Annotated in this window: 16 protein-coding genes; 8 read left to right on the forward strand and 8 right to left on the reverse strand. The window is 59.1% G+C overall.

The annotated features are described in order from the left end of the window. A partial coding sequence (locus tag JWQ61_RS22010) for a GNAT family N-acetyltransferase (RefSeq protein ID WP_304362402.1) occupies window positions 1-345 on the forward strand: 345 nt, incomplete at its 5' end. A gap of 7 nt (window positions 346-352) precedes the next feature. On the opposite strand, the gene JWQ61_RS22015 is transcribed toward JWQ61_RS22010, so the two are convergent. Continuing rightward, complete coding sequence (locus JWQ61_RS22015) at window positions 353-871, reverse strand: Lrp/AsnC family transcriptional regulator (protein ID WP_061541790.1); 519 nt, start codon at window positions 869-871, stop codon at window positions 353-355. A 143-nt stretch (window positions 872-1,014) separates the two neighbouring features. On the opposite strand from JWQ61_RS22015, the gene phhA reads away from it, so the two are divergent. Continuing rightward, complete coding sequence (phhA, locus tag JWQ61_RS22020) at window positions 1,015-1,902, forward strand: phenylalanine 4-monooxygenase (RefSeq protein ID WP_304362403.1); 888 nt, start codon at window positions 1,015-1,017, stop codon at window positions 1,900-1,902. Window positions 1,903-2,537: 635 nt separating this feature from the next. After that, window positions 2,538-6,173: an indolepyruvate ferredoxin oxidoreductase family protein gene (locus JWQ61_RS22025; RefSeq protein ID WP_304362404.1), complete on the forward strand. Its 3,636-nt coding sequence runs from the start codon at window positions 2,538-2,540 to the stop codon at window positions 6,171-6,173. 66 nt (window positions 6,174-6,239) lie between these two features. On the opposite strand, the gene JWQ61_RS22030 is transcribed toward JWQ61_RS22025, so the two are convergent. From JWQ61_RS22030 to JWQ61_RS22045, 4 genes are all read right to left on the reverse strand, one after another. Beyond that, window positions 6,240-7,031 (reverse strand): M48 family metallopeptidase, encoded by a 792-nt coding sequence (locus JWQ61_RS22030; RefSeq protein ID WP_304362405.1) that lies wholly within the window; start codon window positions 7,029-7,031, stop codon window positions 6,240-6,242. Window positions 7,032-7,396: 365 nt separating this feature from the next. Continuing rightward, a complete protein-coding gene (gene queC, locus JWQ61_RS22035; protein WP_304362406.1) occupies window positions 7,397-8,107 on the reverse strand; it encodes a 7-cyano-7-deazaguanine synthase QueC in 711 nt (236 codons plus the stop codon). A 64-nt stretch (window positions 8,108-8,171) separates the two neighbouring features. Next, entirely contained in the window at window positions 8,172-8,933 is a 762-nt protein-coding gene (locus tag JWQ61_RS22040) for a DUF3108 domain-containing protein (RefSeq protein ID WP_304362407.1), read from the reverse strand. 49 nt (window positions 8,934-8,982) lie between these two features. Further along, entirely contained in the window at window positions 8,983-10,125 is a 1,143-nt protein-coding gene (locus JWQ61_RS22045) for a DUF3108 domain-containing protein (protein WP_304362408.1), read from the reverse strand. Window positions 10,126-10,240: 115 nt separating this feature from the next. On the opposite strand from JWQ61_RS22045, the gene JWQ61_RS22050 reads away from it, so the two are divergent. From JWQ61_RS22050 to rfaE2, 4 genes are all read left to right on the forward strand, one after another. Further along, entirely contained in the window at window positions 10,241-11,521 is a 1,281-nt protein-coding gene (locus JWQ61_RS22050) for a branched-chain amino acid ABC transporter substrate-binding protein (protein ID WP_304362409.1), read from the forward strand. A 56-nt stretch (window positions 11,522-11,577) separates the two neighbouring features. Next, window positions 11,578-12,273, forward strand: coding sequence for a PhaM family polyhydroxyalkanoate granule multifunctional regulatory protein (locus JWQ61_RS22055; RefSeq protein ID WP_304362410.1), 696 nt, complete (start codon window positions 11,578-11,580; stop codon window positions 12,271-12,273). A 215-nt stretch (window positions 12,274-12,488) separates the two neighbouring features. Further along, a complete protein-coding gene (locus tag JWQ61_RS22060; RefSeq protein ID WP_061541782.1) occupies window positions 12,489-13,346 on the forward strand; it encodes a hypothetical protein in 858 nt (285 codons plus the stop codon). 89 nt (window positions 13,347-13,435) lie between these two features. Continuing rightward, the gene (gene rfaE2 / locus JWQ61_RS22065) at window positions 13,436-13,915 is read left to right on the forward strand and encodes a D-glycero-beta-D-manno-heptose 1-phosphate adenylyltransferase (RefSeq protein ID WP_041742583.1); all 480 of its coding nucleotides are present in this window, start codon (window positions 13,436-13,438) and stop codon (window positions 13,913-13,915) included. 68 nt (window positions 13,916-13,983) lie between these two features. Here the strand turns inward: rfaE2 and JWQ61_RS22070 are convergent, their stop codons facing one another. The 3 genes from JWQ61_RS22070 to JWQ61_RS22080 form a co-directional block, all read right to left on the reverse strand. Beyond that, window positions 13,984-14,460 (reverse strand): copper chaperone PCu(A)C, encoded by a 477-nt coding sequence (locus JWQ61_RS22070; RefSeq protein ID WP_304362411.1) that lies wholly within the window; start codon window positions 14,458-14,460, stop codon window positions 13,984-13,986. Between the two features lie 137 nt (window positions 14,461-14,597). Then, complete coding sequence (gene trmL, locus JWQ61_RS22075; protein ID WP_304362414.1) at window positions 14,598-15,080, reverse strand: tRNA (uridine(34)/cytosine(34)/5-carboxymethylaminomethyluridine(34)-2'-O)-methyltransferase TrmL; 483 nt, start codon at window positions 15,078-15,080, stop codon at window positions 14,598-14,600. Between the two features lie 45 nt (window positions 15,081-15,125). Beyond that, window positions 15,126-15,824, reverse strand: coding sequence for a ComF family protein (locus JWQ61_RS22080; protein WP_304362412.1), 699 nt, complete (start codon window positions 15,822-15,824; stop codon window positions 15,126-15,128). 169 nt (window positions 15,825-15,993) lie between these two features. On the opposite strand from JWQ61_RS22080, the gene JWQ61_RS22085 reads away from it, so the two are divergent. Next, the gene (locus tag JWQ61_RS22085; protein ID WP_304362413.1) at window positions 15,994-16,938 is read left to right on the forward strand and encodes a methyltransferase domain-containing protein; all 945 of its coding nucleotides are present in this window, start codon (window positions 15,994-15,996) and stop codon (window positions 16,936-16,938) included. Window positions 16,939-17,082: the final 144 nt, after the last annotated feature.

Below are 17,082 nucleotides of genomic sequence, written 5' to 3' on the forward strand. Positions count from 1 at the left end.
GAATTCGGCGTCTCGGTGGCTGCCTCCGCGCGCGGCATGGGCGTCGGCAGCCGCCTGTTCGAACGGGCTGCGATCCGTTGCCGCAACGTCGATATCGATACCTTGTACATGCATTGCCTGTCGTCGAACAAGGTGATGATGCACATCGCCAAGAAAGCCGGCATGGCCATCCATCGCGATTACGGCGAAGCCGACGCCTACCTGAAGCTGGCGCCGGCCAATCCGGCCAGCGTGTTGCAGGAAGCCGTGCAGGAACAGGTGGCGACGCTCGACTACACGCTCAAGGCGAACTTGCGCGCCGCGCTGAAATGGCTGGGCAGCCTGCCCGGCATCAAGCGTGACTAAAGTGTGACTAAAGCAGAGGCAGCGCCGTCGTATCTTTGATACGCTGCAGGGCAAAACTTGATTTGACGTCCAGCACAGCGGGATGACGCAGCAATGTTTCCATCATGAAGCGCGAAAAATGCGTCATGTCTTCCACATGCACCCGCAGCAGGAAATCCATTTCGCCGGTCATCGCGTAACAGGCCACCACTTCCGGCCACTGCTCGACGGCGGCGGAAAAAGAGGCGCGCGGCGACATGGCCTGGTGCTGCGCCGCCGCCTTGGTGCCGCTGAGGTATTGCGGGTCGCTATGCTTTTCCAGGCGCACGTTGATGTAGGCCAGCAGGCCCAGGCCGATCTTGTCCGGCTCCAGCAGCGCCACGTATTGCCGTATCACGCCGGCCTGCTCCAGCTGCTTGATGCGGCGCAGGCACGGCGACGGCGACAGATTGACCCGTTCCGCCACCTCTTGGTTGCTCAGGCGGCCATCCTCCTGCAAGATCGCCAGAATTTTGCGGTCTGTTGCATCCATTGCAATCGTTGGCATAAATGACCCTAAAGAGAATGATTTTCATATTATTATTGCGCAAATTTTTCCCTGCGGGGCGGATTTTGCAATTAACTGCCCTCGACTCGGCCCTATACTGTAGATATTGGAGCGCAGGGTGTGCTTAATTCAGGAAAGAAAAAATGGATGCAAAGGTAAAGAGCATGAGCGTCAATACCGACGATTTTTTTGCCACCGTCGCCGAAAAATCGGACGGCGCGGCGTTGCGCGGCGATTACAGCAAGATCGACGCCCAATACGTGGTCAAACAGGACTGGGATGCTTACACGCCGGAGCAGCATGCGCTATGGCGCCGCCTGTACCAGCGGCAAGCCAAGCTGATTCCGGGGCGGGCTTGCGACGTATTCATCGAAAGCCTGGAACTGCTCAACATCGGCGACGGCATTCCGCGCTTCGAAGACAGTTCTGCGTTGCTGTTCAAGGCTACCGGCTGGACTTTGGTGGCGGTGCCGGGGCTGGTGCCGGACCATACTTTCTTCGAGCACCTGGCCAACCGCCGCTTCCCGGTCACGGTCTGGCTGCGCGATCCGGAAGAGTTCGACTACATCGTCGAACCGGACGTGTTCCATGACTTTTTCGGCCATGTGCCGCTGCTGTTCAATCCGATTTTCGCCGACCATCTGCAAGAGTACGGCAAGGGCGCCTTGAAGGCGATGAAGCTGGACGGCCTGGCCATGCTGGCGCGCCTGTACTGGTATACCGTCGAATTCGGCCTGATCCAGAGCCCTGAGGGTTTGCGTGTATATGGCGCCGGGATCTTGTCGTCGGGCGGCGAAATCGAGCATTGCCTGACCAGCCCGGCCTCGCTGCGGCTGCCGTTCGATGTCGAGCGCGTGATGCGGACCTTGTACAAGATCGATTCCTACCAGGAAACTTATTTCGTGATTGACGATTTCCAGCAGCTGTTCAACGACACGGCGCCGGATTTCACGCCGATGTACGAGCGCCTGAAGGCGCTGCAGCCGTTGCCGGCAAACACGTTGTTGCCTGGCGAAATTAGGGCCTGCTAACACTCCATTTGGGAGTGCGAACGCGCGGCAGGCGTTACAGGCCTAGGCGCAACGACGCGACGTAGCGGTGCTACGGCAAGGAGTTGCAACAACGGCATGTGACGCCTGCAGCCGTTCCCGGAGGGTTCCAACCAAAACGTGCGCTGGCCGCGTTGCATGGCTTGCAGGGGGAACCACCCCCTGCTACGCCACGCGCCTTGCCAGCACACGTTTTGGTTTGAACGCATCTCCCAAATGGAGTGTTAGCAGGCCCTAACCTGGCGCTGAAATAAAAAAGCGGATTCTGCCGGGGAGAGCAGAATCCGCAAACTAGTGATAATGGGAACACTAGAGGGAGGAATGCCCGACGTGGCTGGTCCTGGGGAGGGTATTCAGCCACATCAGACAAGGTGCCATTACACGCCTGGTTGATTCCCATTCCTATTTGATTTACCAGTTGTTACAGTTGTTACGCCCATTTCGCTGCAGCCAATTGCTGCGGCGTGCATTGAGGGAACACCCCGCTTGTGATAATCTGGGAGCCGCAATGAGCAGTAAAAAACAGGACGATTTGCCCACAAGGCGAAGACGTTTTACCGCGTAGGATAACCTCCACGCAGTGCAATCAAAAACATAATTTTTGGCACGGAGACTGAATGAACGCACCACTCAAATCGGCGCAAGCCTTGCTGCCCACACAATCGGCGCAAGCGTCTGAAGCTGATGGCATTTCCCTTGATGATAAATTTACACTAGAACGTGGCCGTGCTTTCATGACGGGCACACAGGCCATTATTCGCCTGCCCATGCTGCAACGGCAACGTGATGTCCTGGCCGGCCTGAACACCGCCGGTTTTGTTACCGGCTATCGTGGTTCCCCGCTGGGCAGCGTCGACCTGACCGCGGCCAAGGCAAAAAAATACCTGGACGCGCATCACGTCAAGTTCCACCCCGGCATGAACGAAGACCTGGCCGCGACCAGTGTCTGGGGCACGCAGCAGGTCAACCTGTTCCCTGGCGCGCAATACGACGGCGTATTCGGCCTGTGGTACGGCAAAGGCCCCGGCGTCGACCGCTGCGGCGACGTTTTCAAGCATGCCAACATGGCTGGCACTTCCCAGCATGGCGGGGTGCTGGTGCTGGCCGGCGACGACCATGCGGCAAAGTCGTCGACTACCGCCCACCAAAGCGAACATATCCTGAAAGCCTGCGGCATCCCGGTGCTGTATCCGTCGTCGGTGCAGGAATACCTCGATTACGGCATGCATGGCTGGGCCATGAGCCGCTATACCGGCCTGTGGGTATCGATGAAATGCGTGACCGACCTGGTCGAGTCCGGCGCTTCGGTCGACCTTGATCCGGACCGCGTCAAGATTGTTTTGCCGACTGATTTCGAATTGCCGCCGGACGGCTTGAACATCCGCCTGCCGGACACCGTGCTGGGCCAGGAAGCGCGGATGAACAATTACAAATGGTATGCCGCGCTGGCGTATGCACGCGTCAACAAGCTGAACCAGATCATCTGGGACAGCCCGGTCGCCAAGATCGGCATCATCACCGCCGGCAAATCCTATCTCGATACGCGCCAGGCGCTGGCCGACCTCGGCATTGACGAAAGCGTGGCGCGCGACATCGGCATCCGCCTGTACAAGATCGGCATGACCTGGCCGCTGGAAGCGGAAGGCGTGCGCGAGTTTGCACAAGGCCTGGAAGAAATCCTGGTGGTGGAAGAAAAACGCCAGATCCTGGAATACCAGGTCAAGGAAGAACTGTACAACTGGCGCGACGATGTGCGGCCGCGCGTGGTCGGCAAATTCGACGACACCGGCGAGTGGAGCAACCGCAGCGGCGAAGGCCACGGCGACTGGCTGCTGCCGGCGACCTATGAACTGAATCCGGCGCAGATCGCCAGAGCGATTGCGACCCGCATTTCGAAATATTTCGCCGGCCATCCGGTGGCGCAGCGGGTGCAGCAGCGGGTTGCTTACCTGGAAGCCAAGGAAGCGCTGCTGAACATCAGCAGCAAGCCCGATCCGAACAAGGACCGCGTCCCGCATTTCTGTTCCGGCTGTCCGCACAATACCTCGACCAAACTGCCGGACGGCAGCCGCGGCCTGGCAGGTATCGGCTGCCATTACATGGTGTTGTGGATGGACCGCGAATCGTCGACGTTTACCCACATGGGCGGCGAAGGCGTGACCTGGGTCGGCCAGGCGCCATTTACCTCGGAAAAGCACGTGTTCGCCAACCTCGGCGACGGTACTTATTTCCATTCCGGCCTGCTGGCGATCCGCGCTTCGGTCGCAGCCAAGGTCAACATCACCTACAAGATCCTGTTTAACGATGCGGTCGCCATGACCGGCGGCCAGGCCTTCGACGGCCCGCTCGATCCGGCCATGATTTCACGCCAGATCGCGGCGGAAGGCGTGACGCCGATTATCGTGGTGACCGACGAACCGGAAAAATACGGGTCGAGCGTCGACTGGGCGCCGGGCGTGACGATTCGCCATCGCAGCGAACTGGATGCCGTGCAGCGCGAACTGCGCGAGATCGAAGGCTGTTCGGCCATGATTTACGACCAGACCTGCGCTTCGGAAAAACGCCGCCGCCGGAAACGCAACGAATATCCGGACCCGGCCAAACGCGCCGTGATCAATGAAGCCGTGTGTGAAGGTTGCGGCGATTGCAGCGTGCAGTCGAATTGTTTGTCGGTGGAACCGCTGGAAACCGAATTCGGCCGCAAGCGCCAGATCAACCAATCTTCGTGCAACAAGGATTTTTCCTGCGTCACCGGATTCTGTCCTAGCTTCGTTACGGTCGAAGGCGGCAGCTTGAAGAAGCCGGCCAAAATAGTTGCGACACCAACCGCTGCAGCAGCGCCGGTGGCCAGCTTGCCATCGCCAGTGCTGCCGAACACGGTAAAACCGTTCGGCATCCTGGTGACCGGCATCGGCGGCACCGGCGTGGTGACCATCGGCCAGATCCTGGCGATGGCGGCCCACGTCGAAGGCAAAGGCTGTTCGGTGCTGGACATGAGCGGCCTGGCGCAAAAGGGCGGGCCGGTGATGTCGCATGTGCGGCTGGCCGACCATCCGGAAGATATCTATTCGACCCGTGTCGGCACCGGCGATGCTGACCTGGTGATTGGCTGCGACGCCATCGTCAGCGCCAACCGCGATGCCTTGTCGCGCATGGGCGAAGGGCGGACCTACGCAGCGATCAACTCCACCCGCACGCCTACCGCCGCTTTCGTCAAGAATCCGGACTGGCAGTTTCCCGATGCCGCGGCAGAGCAGGATATACGTGCAGCCTGCGGCAGCGACCGCGTGGAATTCATCGACGCCGGTCGCATCGCTACCGCCTTGATGGGCGACGCCATCGCAACCAACATGTTCATGCTCGGCTATGCCTGGCAAAAGGGCTGGGTGCCTTTGCAAGAAGCATCGCTGATGCGGGCGATTGAATTGAACGCCTTGCAGGTGGCCTTCAACAAGCAAGCCTTCGTCTGGGGCCGCACCGCGGCTTGCGATCTGGCCGGGCTGGAAAAACGTACCCGCCTCAGCGATACGCCGGCGCAGGTAATCGAATTCAAGCGCGCGCCGAATCTGGATGAGCTGGTCAAGCGCCGTGTCGCTGTCCTGACGTCTTACCAGGATGCCGCATATGCGGAACAGTATCGTGTCTTCGTCGAGCAGGTGCAGGCGGCCGAAGCGCAGCTGCCGCATGCTGAAAGCGGACGCGGTGCACAGCGCCTGAGCCTGGCTGTCGCCACCTACCTGTTCAAGCTGATGGCTTACAAGGACGAGTACGAAGTCGCACGCTTATATACCGATGGCGCTTTCAAGGCCAAGATTGCCGGCATGTTTGAAGGCGGTTACAAGCTCAAGTTCCACCTGGCGCCGCCGCTGCTGGCCAAACACGATGCGCACGGCCATCTGATCAAGCAGGAATTCGGTCCGTGGATGATGCGCGCTTTCGGCCTGCTGGCGAAGCTGAAATTCCTGCGCGGCGGCGCCCTGGATGTTTTCGGGTATACGGCTGAGCGCAAGGAAGAGCGCGGCCTGATCGTGCACTACAAGGAAATCGTTGCTTCCCTGTTGCCGCAATTGACTGCCGATAACCTGGCCGCTGCTGTGGCCATCGCCAGCATTCCTGAAGAGATCCGCGGTTACGGCCACGTCAAGGAACGGCACCTGGCGGCGGCACGCATCAAGGAAACGCAGTTGCTCAATCAGTTCAACCACCCCGTGCCAGAACTCAAAGCGGGAGAGTCGCGCTCGATTGCTGCTTAGCTGAACCGGCAGATATTGATGGGTCGCTTATGCACCCATCAATATCTTTCCCTTGCCGGGTTATAGTCAGTTGTCGATCTGTTGCTTGATCGCTGCAACCCGCCGTGTCAGGCGCGGGTGAGTGCGGCAAATCTCGTTGAGGAAACCAAAGACCGGCGGCACCATCGCTTCTTGCGCCACGAAAGACTCGCAACTCATCGCCTGGTTCAATCGGCGGCAGCCGCAGCCGAGCATCTGCAGGGAACTGCGCGACGCCTCAAAATCCCTGGATAGATAAGCGCCGATGTTATCGCAAGTGTATTCGCGCGAACGGGAATAGGCCTTCCCTAAAAACGGAACGATATGGGCCGGCAATTTCAGCGTGTTGAGCCATGGGTTCAAATGTCCGGCGGCATGGTGTCCGAGTTCATGGCCGATGACAAAGCGTACCTGGGCATCGCTATTGGCTTCAACCAGGGCCGAGGTCAGGAATACGTAACGGCCGCCGAGCAAACGCCGGGCAAAGGCATTGACGACGCCGTTGGAGTTGTACAGGAAGGTTTTCGGCGGTTCGGACAGCCCGATTTCCTGCGATCCGGCGACCACCATCTGGTGCAGTTCGGGAAATTGCTGAGGCCCCAGAAGAATCATGTTGCCGAATGCCGATGCGCGATAAACCGCGGCCGCGATCCAATAAAAAAGCGTGATTGCCACGGCATACCCGATATAGATGCGCAAGGTCGGCGCCATTTTTGGATCCAACCAGTATGCCGCCACTGTCGCCGCAATGGCGATCCAAAGCAATATGCCGAAACCTATCATCAGCGCCTGGTAGGTTTTTTCTTTCTGTGTGCGAAGCGAAGCGACCGTCTGTGACATTTAATTTCTCCGAATTTAAGTGGTATACATTGTTCAGGCGGCATTCATGCACGTATGGCGAATGCGGCTTTCCATTTATCGGCAGTCAGGTTACTGCCTGACTGCCTTCCCCCTGCAACACCGCCACGGTGTCAGCGCTTGCATCGATTGTACTTAGCATCTTGATAAATATATTAACAGGGCGTAAATATATTTCTTCTTCGCAATTGCAAAATGCTTCCCCCGGATTATTGTGGGATTTGCATCGGAGATGGGGAGATGGGGAGAGGGGCGTGGCCAATCCGGCATCCGCAGCCGCTATGGCTGCTGACGCCTGGCCAGGTTTCATCGGGACTTTTACTTATGCGCCAACTGGCGCGATGCGGTCAAACGCCTCCGGCTGACCTGAATTGCTGGTATCCCCGCGCGCGCAGGGCGCAAGCCGGGCAGGTGCCGCAACCATAACCCCAGTCGTGCAGCGCGCCGCGCTGGCCCAGGTAGCAGGTATGGGTATCGGCCCGGATCAGGTCGACCAAGGCGTCGCCGCCGAGGTCCTGCGCCAGTTTCCAGGTTTCCGACTTGTCGATCCACATCAAGGGCGTTTCCAGCTTGAGCTGGGTCGCCATGCCCAGGTTCAGCGCCACCTGCAGGGCTTTCATGGTGTCGTCGCGGCAGTCAGGATAGCCGGAGAAATCGGTTTCGCACATGCCGCCAACCAGCACGTTCAAGCCGCGCCGATAGGCCACCGTGGCCGCCACCGTCATGAACAGCAGGTTGCGTCCGGGCACAAAGGTGTTCGGCAAGCCGTTTTCCTGCATCACGATTTCAACGTCTTCCGTCATTGCGGTCGACGATATTTTCGAAATCAGCGACAGGTCGATCAGGTGGTCTTCCCCCAGCTTGCCGGCCCATTGCGGAAACTGGGCGCGGATTTTCTGCAGCAGGACCGGGCGCACGGTCAGTTCAACCGCATGCCGCTGGCCGTAGTCGAAGCCGATCGTCTCGACCCGCTCATAGCGCGACAAAGCCCAGGCCAGGCAGGTGGTGGAGTCCTGGCCGCCGCTAAACAGGACGATGGCGCCGTTTGGTGTAGTCATGTGATTTGCTGTTCAAATATTCAAGAAGAGATTGTATGCCTTATTGCCAGTCTTATTTTCCGGCTCATTTAGCCTCTTTATTGCTGACCTGCTGCAGGGTCTGCTCGACAAAATCCTTGTTCGGATCGGTAAACCGCAAGCGCACCGGATACCATTCCAGCGACGGCGCCAGCCAGATATCGAGCTGCTGGTCCTTGGCGTCCGGCGGCGGCGCCTTGAAAATATGGACCGCGTCCAGGTCACCCAGCGGAGTCTTGATTTTTTCAGTGTTGACGACCTTGAACGTCCACGGTTCTGCATCACGCATGCCGGCCACGAAGAAGGTCCACTCCGAACCTGCCTTGAATTGCTGCGGCGCCGCCCGCGCCACCGAAATCAGCTGCCAGATGATGCTGGTGCGATCCTGTTCGCCGCCCTTGATCGGATAAGTCTCGCTGGATTCGGAAAAGCCGATGGTGCCGCTGTCGCGATGGAAAGTGGTGGTGGTCGCTTCCTTGCGGAAGCGCTTGTTGATGAACTGGGTCGGCGCCAGGCCGAAGCTGTCGATCGCACCCTCGCTGGAGGCTTCGAGGATTTTCCCGAACAGCATGGCGCGGGTTTCCGACTTGACGCTGAAATGCTTGTCGTCCGCCAGCCATTTGACGCTGCCTTCGCCGCCCAGCGTAATGCCGCTCTGCTTGGCCTGGATCGCATAACTCAGGTCGGCTGACGGCGGCAGGTCGGTCTTGTACTTGCTCGCAGAGTGATCTGTGGTCGCGGCGGAAGCTGTCAGCACGCTGCAGCACAGTGCGGCGGCCAGGAATAGGCGGACTAGGGATGGTTTCATGGTTTTCCAAAAAAACATTACATTTAAAAATTTTGATGCCGTGTCTTGGTCAATGCGCGGCGGTCTGGCCCAGCTGTTTCAATTTGGACAGCGACATGTCGATATAGTCGTTGTTTTTGTCGGTAAAGCGTATTTTGACCGGATACCATTCCTGCTGGGGCGCCAGCCAGATGTCCAGCCGCTGTTCATGCGAACCGGCTTCTGGAATGCGAATTACATGCCAGGTATCGACATCGTTGCCGTCGACGCTGACCTTTTCCTGACCAACGATTTGCATGCGCCATGTTTCGGCATCCAGCGGGCCGGCAACGAACAGGTCGATGACCACTCCTGAAGCAAACTGCGTGCTGTCGCCGCGGCCTATGCTGGCTAGCTGCCATACCACGCTGGAGCGGTCTTGCTCACCGCCGCTGCGAGGATAGCTTTGCGGCGAAGACGAAAAAATGATGCGATTCAGCTCCCGGTGAAAAATAGTCTGGGTGGGCGGCTTGTTCCTGCGCTTCTGCGTAAAAGTCACAGGGGCCACGCCAAAGCCATTGATTTCGCCTTCGCTCTTGAAATCAAGGACGGTAAAAAACAGGATGCCGGCCTCGCCGTTGACGGTGTAGCTGCCGCCGTCGGTTTGCCAGGTGATCTTGCCGCTGCCATGATAATTCTGGCCCTTTTGCAAGGCTTGCACATCGTATTTGAGCTCTGCCGACGGCGGCGGATTGGTTTGATAGTGCTTGCCGGCCGGGGGCGCTGCTTCCGCTTGCGCCGCAGGAGCGGGCTCGGTTGCCGGCGGAGCGGCGACGGCCGCCGCATCGGCCGCTGCTGGAGCCGCAGGCCCGGCGTCAACGATGGGTGTCACGGTTTCTCTGATCGGCGTATCCGGCACCTCCACGCTTGGCTCCGGCGCCGCTTTCGGGCGCGCCGGGGCGCTGGGTTTGGTTGCCTGCTCAGGTGCCTGCTTAGGTGCTGGTTTGGGCGCCTGCGGCAGCAGCACCGGTTTTTCCACCGGCGGCAAAGGCGTGAGAGTGGCCATGACCACGGGCTCGGGCCGATGGACCGGCACCGGTACGCCGAACTGGCGGTTGCCCCAGACGAGCAGCAGTATATGCAGCAACAGTGTGAGCAACAGCACCCACAGCCAGCGGCTGCGGCTGGCGAAGGGATCGCTCGGAATTGTGGGGGATGCGGAAGAAGACGACATCCGCATAGTGTAAACGTATCCGCCATGATTGAGCTGGCAACTAAGCCGGGCAGCCATGGCGAACCAGATAAACCACGTAAAATATTGCATTTACATCAAACAAGAACAAGCGCCGATGCAGCTCCGAATACATCACACCGCCAGTCTCGCGCTGGCATGCACGCTGGCCCTGGGTAACGTGGCGCAGGCCGCGCCTGGCGATTTGCCGCCGATCCGGTTAGGCATGATCGAAGGCATGTCCGGTCCTTTCGCCAATGCCGGCGAAGCCGTGGAGCGCAACATCCGGTTTGCGGTGGAGCAGGTCAACGCCCGCGGCGGTGTGCGTTTGCCGGACGGCAAGCATTTACTGAGCCTGAACGTGTTTGATAACAAGCAAGGGGTGGAGGACGCGTTATTGCAGCTGAAGCAGTTGACCGACCAGAAAATCCCTTTCGTGCTGGAAGGCAACAGCTCCGCGGTTGCCGGCGCGCTGGTGGAAGCAATCAACAAACATAACGTCCGGACCCCGGATAATCGGGTGCTGTTCCTCAACTACTCGGCGGTCGATCCGGTACTGACCAACGAAAAATGCAGCTTCTGGCATTTTCGTTTTGACGCCAATGCCGACATGCGCATGCAGGCGCTGGTGGATGTCATCAAAAGCGACAGCAAGGCAAAAAGCGTTTACCTGATCGGCCAGGACTACAGTTTCGGCCAGCAGGTCGCCAAGGCTGCGCGGCGGCAGCTGCAGGCGGCGCGGCCGGATATCCGGATTGTCGGCGACGAATTGCACCCGATCGGCAAGGTCAAGGATTTTGCGCCCTATATCGCCAAGATCCGCGCCAGCGGCGCTGATACGGTCATTACCGGCAACTGGGGCAACGATCTGACCCTGCTAGTGAAAGCGGCGAAGGAAGCGGGCCTGCGCCTCAAGTTCTATACCTTTTATGGCAACAGCCTGGGAGCGCCGGCAGCAATCGGCGAGGCCGGAGTGGGCACGGTGCGCGCGGTGGCCGAGTGGCATCCGAACGCGGTCGACGGCAATGCCGCCAGCGATGCCTTCTATCGCAGTTTCCGCCAGCGTTATCCGCAGTCGAAAGATGACTATCTGTTTTTGCGTATGGATGTCATGATCGACATGCTGGCGGCCGCGATCGAGAAAGCCGGGAGCACAGATGCGATCGCCGTGGCGCGGGCGCTGGAAGGCGCCCGGTACAAGAGCAAGTTCCATGAAGCCAGCATGCGCGCCAGCGATCATCAGCTGATACAGCCCTTGTACGTGGCCGTGATGCAAAGGCTTGCCGACGGCGGCATCCGGTTTGATAATGAAGGCAGCGGCTACGGCTTCAAGACCGAACGTTATCTGGCGCCGGCGGCAACGGCGGCGGCCAGTACTTGCCAGATGCGGCGTCCCTAGGGCGCGTTTCGGCGCAAGCCGATAGCTGTGTAGATGATCTCTGAAGGAGATATGTGATGAGCCGTTCTAGTATTCCAGGAGCCGACGCAATGCAGGATAGTCTCGAATTCATCAAGAAAATGTGGGGCGGCATGGGTGTGCCGGGCATGGTTGTTCCTACCTTGTCGGTAGAAGAAATCAACAAGAAGATCAGCGATCTGAAAGCCGTGGAGTCGTGGCTGAATCTCAATCTCAACATGCTGCGCACCACGATACAGGCGCTTGAAGTACAGAGCGGGACCATTTCCGCGCTGCAGGCGATGGCGGCAGTCAACCAGGCCAGCACGGAGCGGCAAGGCGACAGCGATGCCGAGTCGAATGCAAGCGCATGGGCCAGTGCGGCCGGCTTTCCGTTTTCGTTCATGAACCCGGCGCAGGATTCGGCTGCCCCGCCGGCGCCGGCGCAAGCTGCGCAGCCGGCAGCCGAAGCTGAAAAACCGCCGGCGGCAAGCAGCGCGGCCGAACCCTCGCTGGGCAATTCCAACGCCTGGTGGGATTTGCTGCAGAACCAATTCAAGCAAGCCGTCAATAGCGTGGCCGCGGCAGAAAAAATGGTGATGCCGGCCAAGACCGCGGCGAAGGCGAAGCCGGCAGCCAGGCCGGGCAGCAAGGCAAGCGGTACGGCATCGAAACCTGCTGGCAAGAAAAACGGCGCGGCTGCCGGCGGCAAAGCGGCTCCGCGCGCAAGCAAAGCCAAGGTTGTTTCAAAATAATGACAAGGCGGGTTTTTTGCGACAGCTTGACTCGCGTCGGATACGTGCGATGATTAAAGACCGGTGCTTGGATGGAAAACTCTAAGTGATACCTTGACTTTGTTGTGATTTGGGCAGGATTTTCAGGAAAAACTCGGCCCCCAGCCGGTTTATAAACGGTCTTGTAACAAATTCTTGGTAAAATCGAACAGTTAACTCACTTGCTTAAGGTATGTATGCTGTATCCAGAATTGTTTAAATCGCTTGAACAAGTCCGCTGGAACATGGAGACCGATATTCCATGGGACAAGTTTGACGCCACCCAGCTGTCCGACGAACAAGCTCAAACTATTCGCATGAATGCGATTACGGAATGGTCGGCGCTGCCTGCAACCGAGATGTTCTTGCGCGATAACCACGGCGACAGCGATTTTTGCGCGTTCATGTCGGTATGGTTTTTTGAAGAGCAAAAGCATTCCCTGGTGCTGATGGAATACCTGCGCCGTTTCCGGCCTGAACTGGTGCCTACCGAAGCCGAGCTGGACAAAGTGCGTTTCGAATTCGACCCGGCGCCGCCGCTGGAAACCCTGATGATGCATTTCTGCGGCGAGATCCGCCTCAACCACTGGTACCGCTGCGCTTCCGACTGGCACACCGAGCCTGTGATCAAGCAGATCTACAAGATCATCAGCCAGGATGAAGCGCGCCACGGCGGCGCTTACCTGCGCTACATGAAGAAGGCATTGTCTGAAGTGGGCGACAGCGCGTCTGCCGCATTCGCCAAGATCGGCGTCTTGATGGCGTCGGCCCGCCGCACCGAAAAACCGCTGCACCCGACCAACCTGCACGTGAACCAGTCGCTGTTCCCGAACGATACGGTGCAGAGCCGCCTGCCCGATCCGGAATGGCTGGAGCGCTGGCTGGACGATCAGATCAAGTTCGACGGCGTCTGGGAAAAGAAAGTGGTCGATCGTATTTTGCACAACATGTCTTTGCTGTTCGAACGCACCTTTGATACGGTGCAGGAACTGAACCGCTATCGCAAGGAAGTTGTGGCCCGCCTGGCCACGCTGACGCCAGCCCCGGCAGTCTGATGTGACGGCGCCAGGTTTTGGCGCCGCCGCGTTCGCGGACAATTTGTCTGATCCCTAGCCGCAGTTGTTGCGGCTTTTTCATATTCGCCATGCCTAAATTTGAAACCAAACTGTGTACTCGCGCCGAATTGAAATCCCGTGTGGCTGCCTTGCCGCAGCCGGTGGTGTTGACCAACGGCGTATTCGATATCCTGCACCGCGGCCACGTCACCTACCTGGCGCAGGCGCGCGAGCAGGGCGCTGCGCTGGTGGTGGCGGTGAATACCGACGCCTCGGTCAAGCGCCTGGGCAAGGGCGACGACCGGCCGATCAATACCTGCGCCGACCGCATGGCCGTCCTGGCGGCGCTGGAAGCCGTCAGCCTGGTGGTTGAATTTGATGAAGACACTGCCTTGGAAGTGGTGCAGGAAGCGCAGCCCGGAGTGTATGTCAAAGGCGGCGATTACCAGATGGATGCGATTCCGGAAGGCCAGGCGGTGCTGGCATACGGCGGGCAAGTGGTGGCGATCCCTTTTGCACATGACCGTTCGACCAGCAAATTGCTGGACAAGGTGCGTCAAGGCTCCTGATCGCCGCTAGCGGCAAGATGAAAAAAAGCGCGGATTCCGCGCTTTTTTTATGTGGCTGCCGTTTGTCTTCAGTGCTGGTGCGGCGCGTCGGCTGCCTTGCCGCTGAGATCGGTGACGTGTACCGACACTTCGACTTTGCCGGCTTTTTGGAAAGTCAGCGTCAGCGGGAATTTGTCGCCGGCCTTCAGCGGCTGGGTCAGGCCGATCAGCATGATGTGATAACCGTTGCCAGGCGTCATGTTGACGATGCTTGCCGGCGCCAGTTCAATCTCGCCGACTTCGCGCATTTTCATGACATTGCCGTCCATGGACATGGTGTGGATCTCGGCGCTTTTGGCGGCCGGTGTGCTGACGCCGATCAGTTTGTCCGCTTCCTTGCCTTTGTTCTCGATACGCAGGAATGCGCCGCCGCTTGGCTGGCCGGGCACCGTGGCGCGCGCATAAGGATGGCCGATGTGCAGGCTGCCGAGATCGTATTCATGTGCATAGGCGGAAACGCTGACGGCGAGGGCGCAGACAAACAGGGAAACGGAACGTAAAGACATGATGGACCTTTGATTAAATTGGGAAATACCAACAGCAAATCGAAGAAAGCGCGGTGACGGGAAACATCATGCTTGTTGGCAAGATGAGGGATTATAACAATCGCCGCCTGATTGTTCCTTTATCAAGGGAAATCCGTTCAGGCGCCGCCGCTGTAGCCGTTCTGGCGCCAGGCTTCATACACCACGACCGCCACGGTATTGGACAGGTTCAGGCTGCGGTTGTCCGGCCGCATCGGCAGGCGGATGCGCTGCGAGGGCGCAAACGATTCACGCAGCGCCGGGTCCAGTCCGCGCGTCTCCGAGCCGAACACAAAGACGTCGCCTGGCTGGAACTGGAGGCTGGCAAACGGCGTGGAGCCGTGGGTAGTCATGGCGAACATGCGGTCGGGATCATAGTTGCCGGCGTCGCGCATGCTGGTGACGAAGGTGTTCCAGTCGGCATGCACCTGCATGGTGGCGTAATCGTGATAATCCAGGCCGGCCCTGCGCATCTTGCTGTCATCCAAGGGGAAGCCGAGCGGTTCAATCAGATGCAATTGCGCACCGGTATTGGCGCACAGGCGGATGATGTTGCCGGTGTTCGGCGGGATTTCCGGTTCAACCAGTACGACGTGGAACAACGTGATTCTCCTGATGTAGATATAGTCAATGCGCTGCAAGGGTGCTCATGGCGTCCTTGCAAACACAAAATTGGTAATGCGGCTGGCGCCATGCCGGCGCAGCGTTTTTGCCAGCGCATGCAGCGTTTCGCCGGTAGTCATGACGTCATCGACCACGCCTATGTGGCGGCCGCGTATCTGCGCCATGGCGGCCGGCGGCACGATGAACGCCTGGCGCAGGTTGCGGCGCCTTTGTTCGAGGTCTGGCGCCAGCGACTGCGGCAGGGTATCGCGTTGCCGCAGCAGTAGTCTATGTTGCAAGCCAAGTCCAAGCAAACGCGCCAAGGGCCGGGCTATCTCCAGCGCCTGATTGAAGCCGCGCTGCTGCAGGCGCTGAGCGCTGAGCGGCACCGCCGTCAAGATATCCGGCAAATCCGGCTGCTGCCCGGGATGAACGCCGATCCGGCTTGCTGCGCACAGCATTTGCGCAAATGCCGGCGCCAACGCCAGCTGCCCGCCGAATTTTAACGCCAGAACCAGCTGGTCTGCCGGCGCCGTGTAGTCGCACGCCACGATGGTGGCATCGAAGGCCCGCGCCTGTTTCAGGCAATTGCCGCATAAGGCCGGATTATCGCCGTCGAGCCTGGGCAGCCGATTCGCACACTGTTTACAGCGCGGCGGCCGGCCGGAAAAATACTGCCCGCTGCAGCCGTCGCAAATGACCCGCTTGCCGCTGCGCCCGCATAGCGCGCAGCAGGAAGGCATGTTCGCCAGGATATGGGCAAGTTGCTGTCGCGGCCAGTGGCGTAACCGGGGGAATAACACGGGGCGGGTCTCGTTCTTGTCGGATGGATAGCGGCACGCTCAGCCTACACGCTATCAAGCGTGTAAACTACGGGCGATTATCGCATTTCATCTTACCTGCCGGATTCCGATGTCTACCTCACTGCCTCCTTTTGAAACCAGCCAAAGTGCGCCGATCGACCTGCGCCGGGTACGCCAGTTGTTTGCCCAGCCTGCGCTGGTGCGCGAATCCGAGTTCATGCGCCGTGAAATCTCAAGCCGCATGCATGAACGTCTTGCTCTGGTGAAACTAACTCCGCAACGAGTGCTGGATGCCGGTTGCGGCGCCGGTCCGGATATATATACGCTGCAGCAGCGCTTCAGCGAAGCCGCCATTATCGGGCTGGATGCATCCGCCGCCATGTTGTCGATAGCAAAAGAGCAACGCCAGACGGCTCAGCTGTCGGTCAATCGCCTGCTGAAGAAGTGGTTGCCGTTTACTAGTAATAGCGATGAACTGGCGTCTGACCTGCTGTGCGGCGACTTTGCGCAGCTGCCGCTGGCGCCGAACACGGTCGACCTGGTCTGGTCCAACCTGGCCCTGCACTGGCATCCGCAGCCGGACCGGGTTTTTGCCGAGTGGCGCCGCATATTGCGGGTGGATGGCTTGCTGATGTTTTCCTGCTTCGGTCCCGACACCTTTAAAGAATTGCGCAATGCGTTTGCCGGCATCGATGACGGTGCACACGTCCTGCCTTTCGTCGACATGCATGATTTTGGCGACATGCTGGTCAATGCCGGCTTCTCGACACCGGTCATGGACATGGAAACCATCACGGTTACCTATGACACCGTGGAGAAACTGCTGGCCGACGTTCGCGCCTGGGGCGGCAATCCGCTGGCGACGCGGGGCCGCGGCTTGCTGGGGCGCGCCGCCGGAGCCCGTATCAAGGCCGCGCTGGAAACCAGGCGCCGGCCGGACGGCAAGTTGCCGCTCACTTTTGAAATCATCTATGGCCATGCGTTCCGGCCGGTACCCAAAACCACCAGCGGCGGCGAGTCCATCGTGCAGTGGAATCTGGGTAAAAACAGGTAAATGAAAATATATTTAACAAAGTACTTGCGGGGAAGAATGAGGGTTGCTATAGTTCGCCTCCCGTTGAGAACGACGCGAAAAGAGCGAAGCAGCTGAGTAGTAAATAAGGCTGTTTTGTGAGTGGAGTTTGAGAGGGGAAAAGTG

Origin of the sequence: Collimonas fungivorans (genome assembly GCF_028292705.1) — a bacterium.
GTDB lineage: Bacteria > Pseudomonadota > Gammaproteobacteria > Burkholderiales > Burkholderiaceae_D > Collimonas > Collimonas fungivorans_B.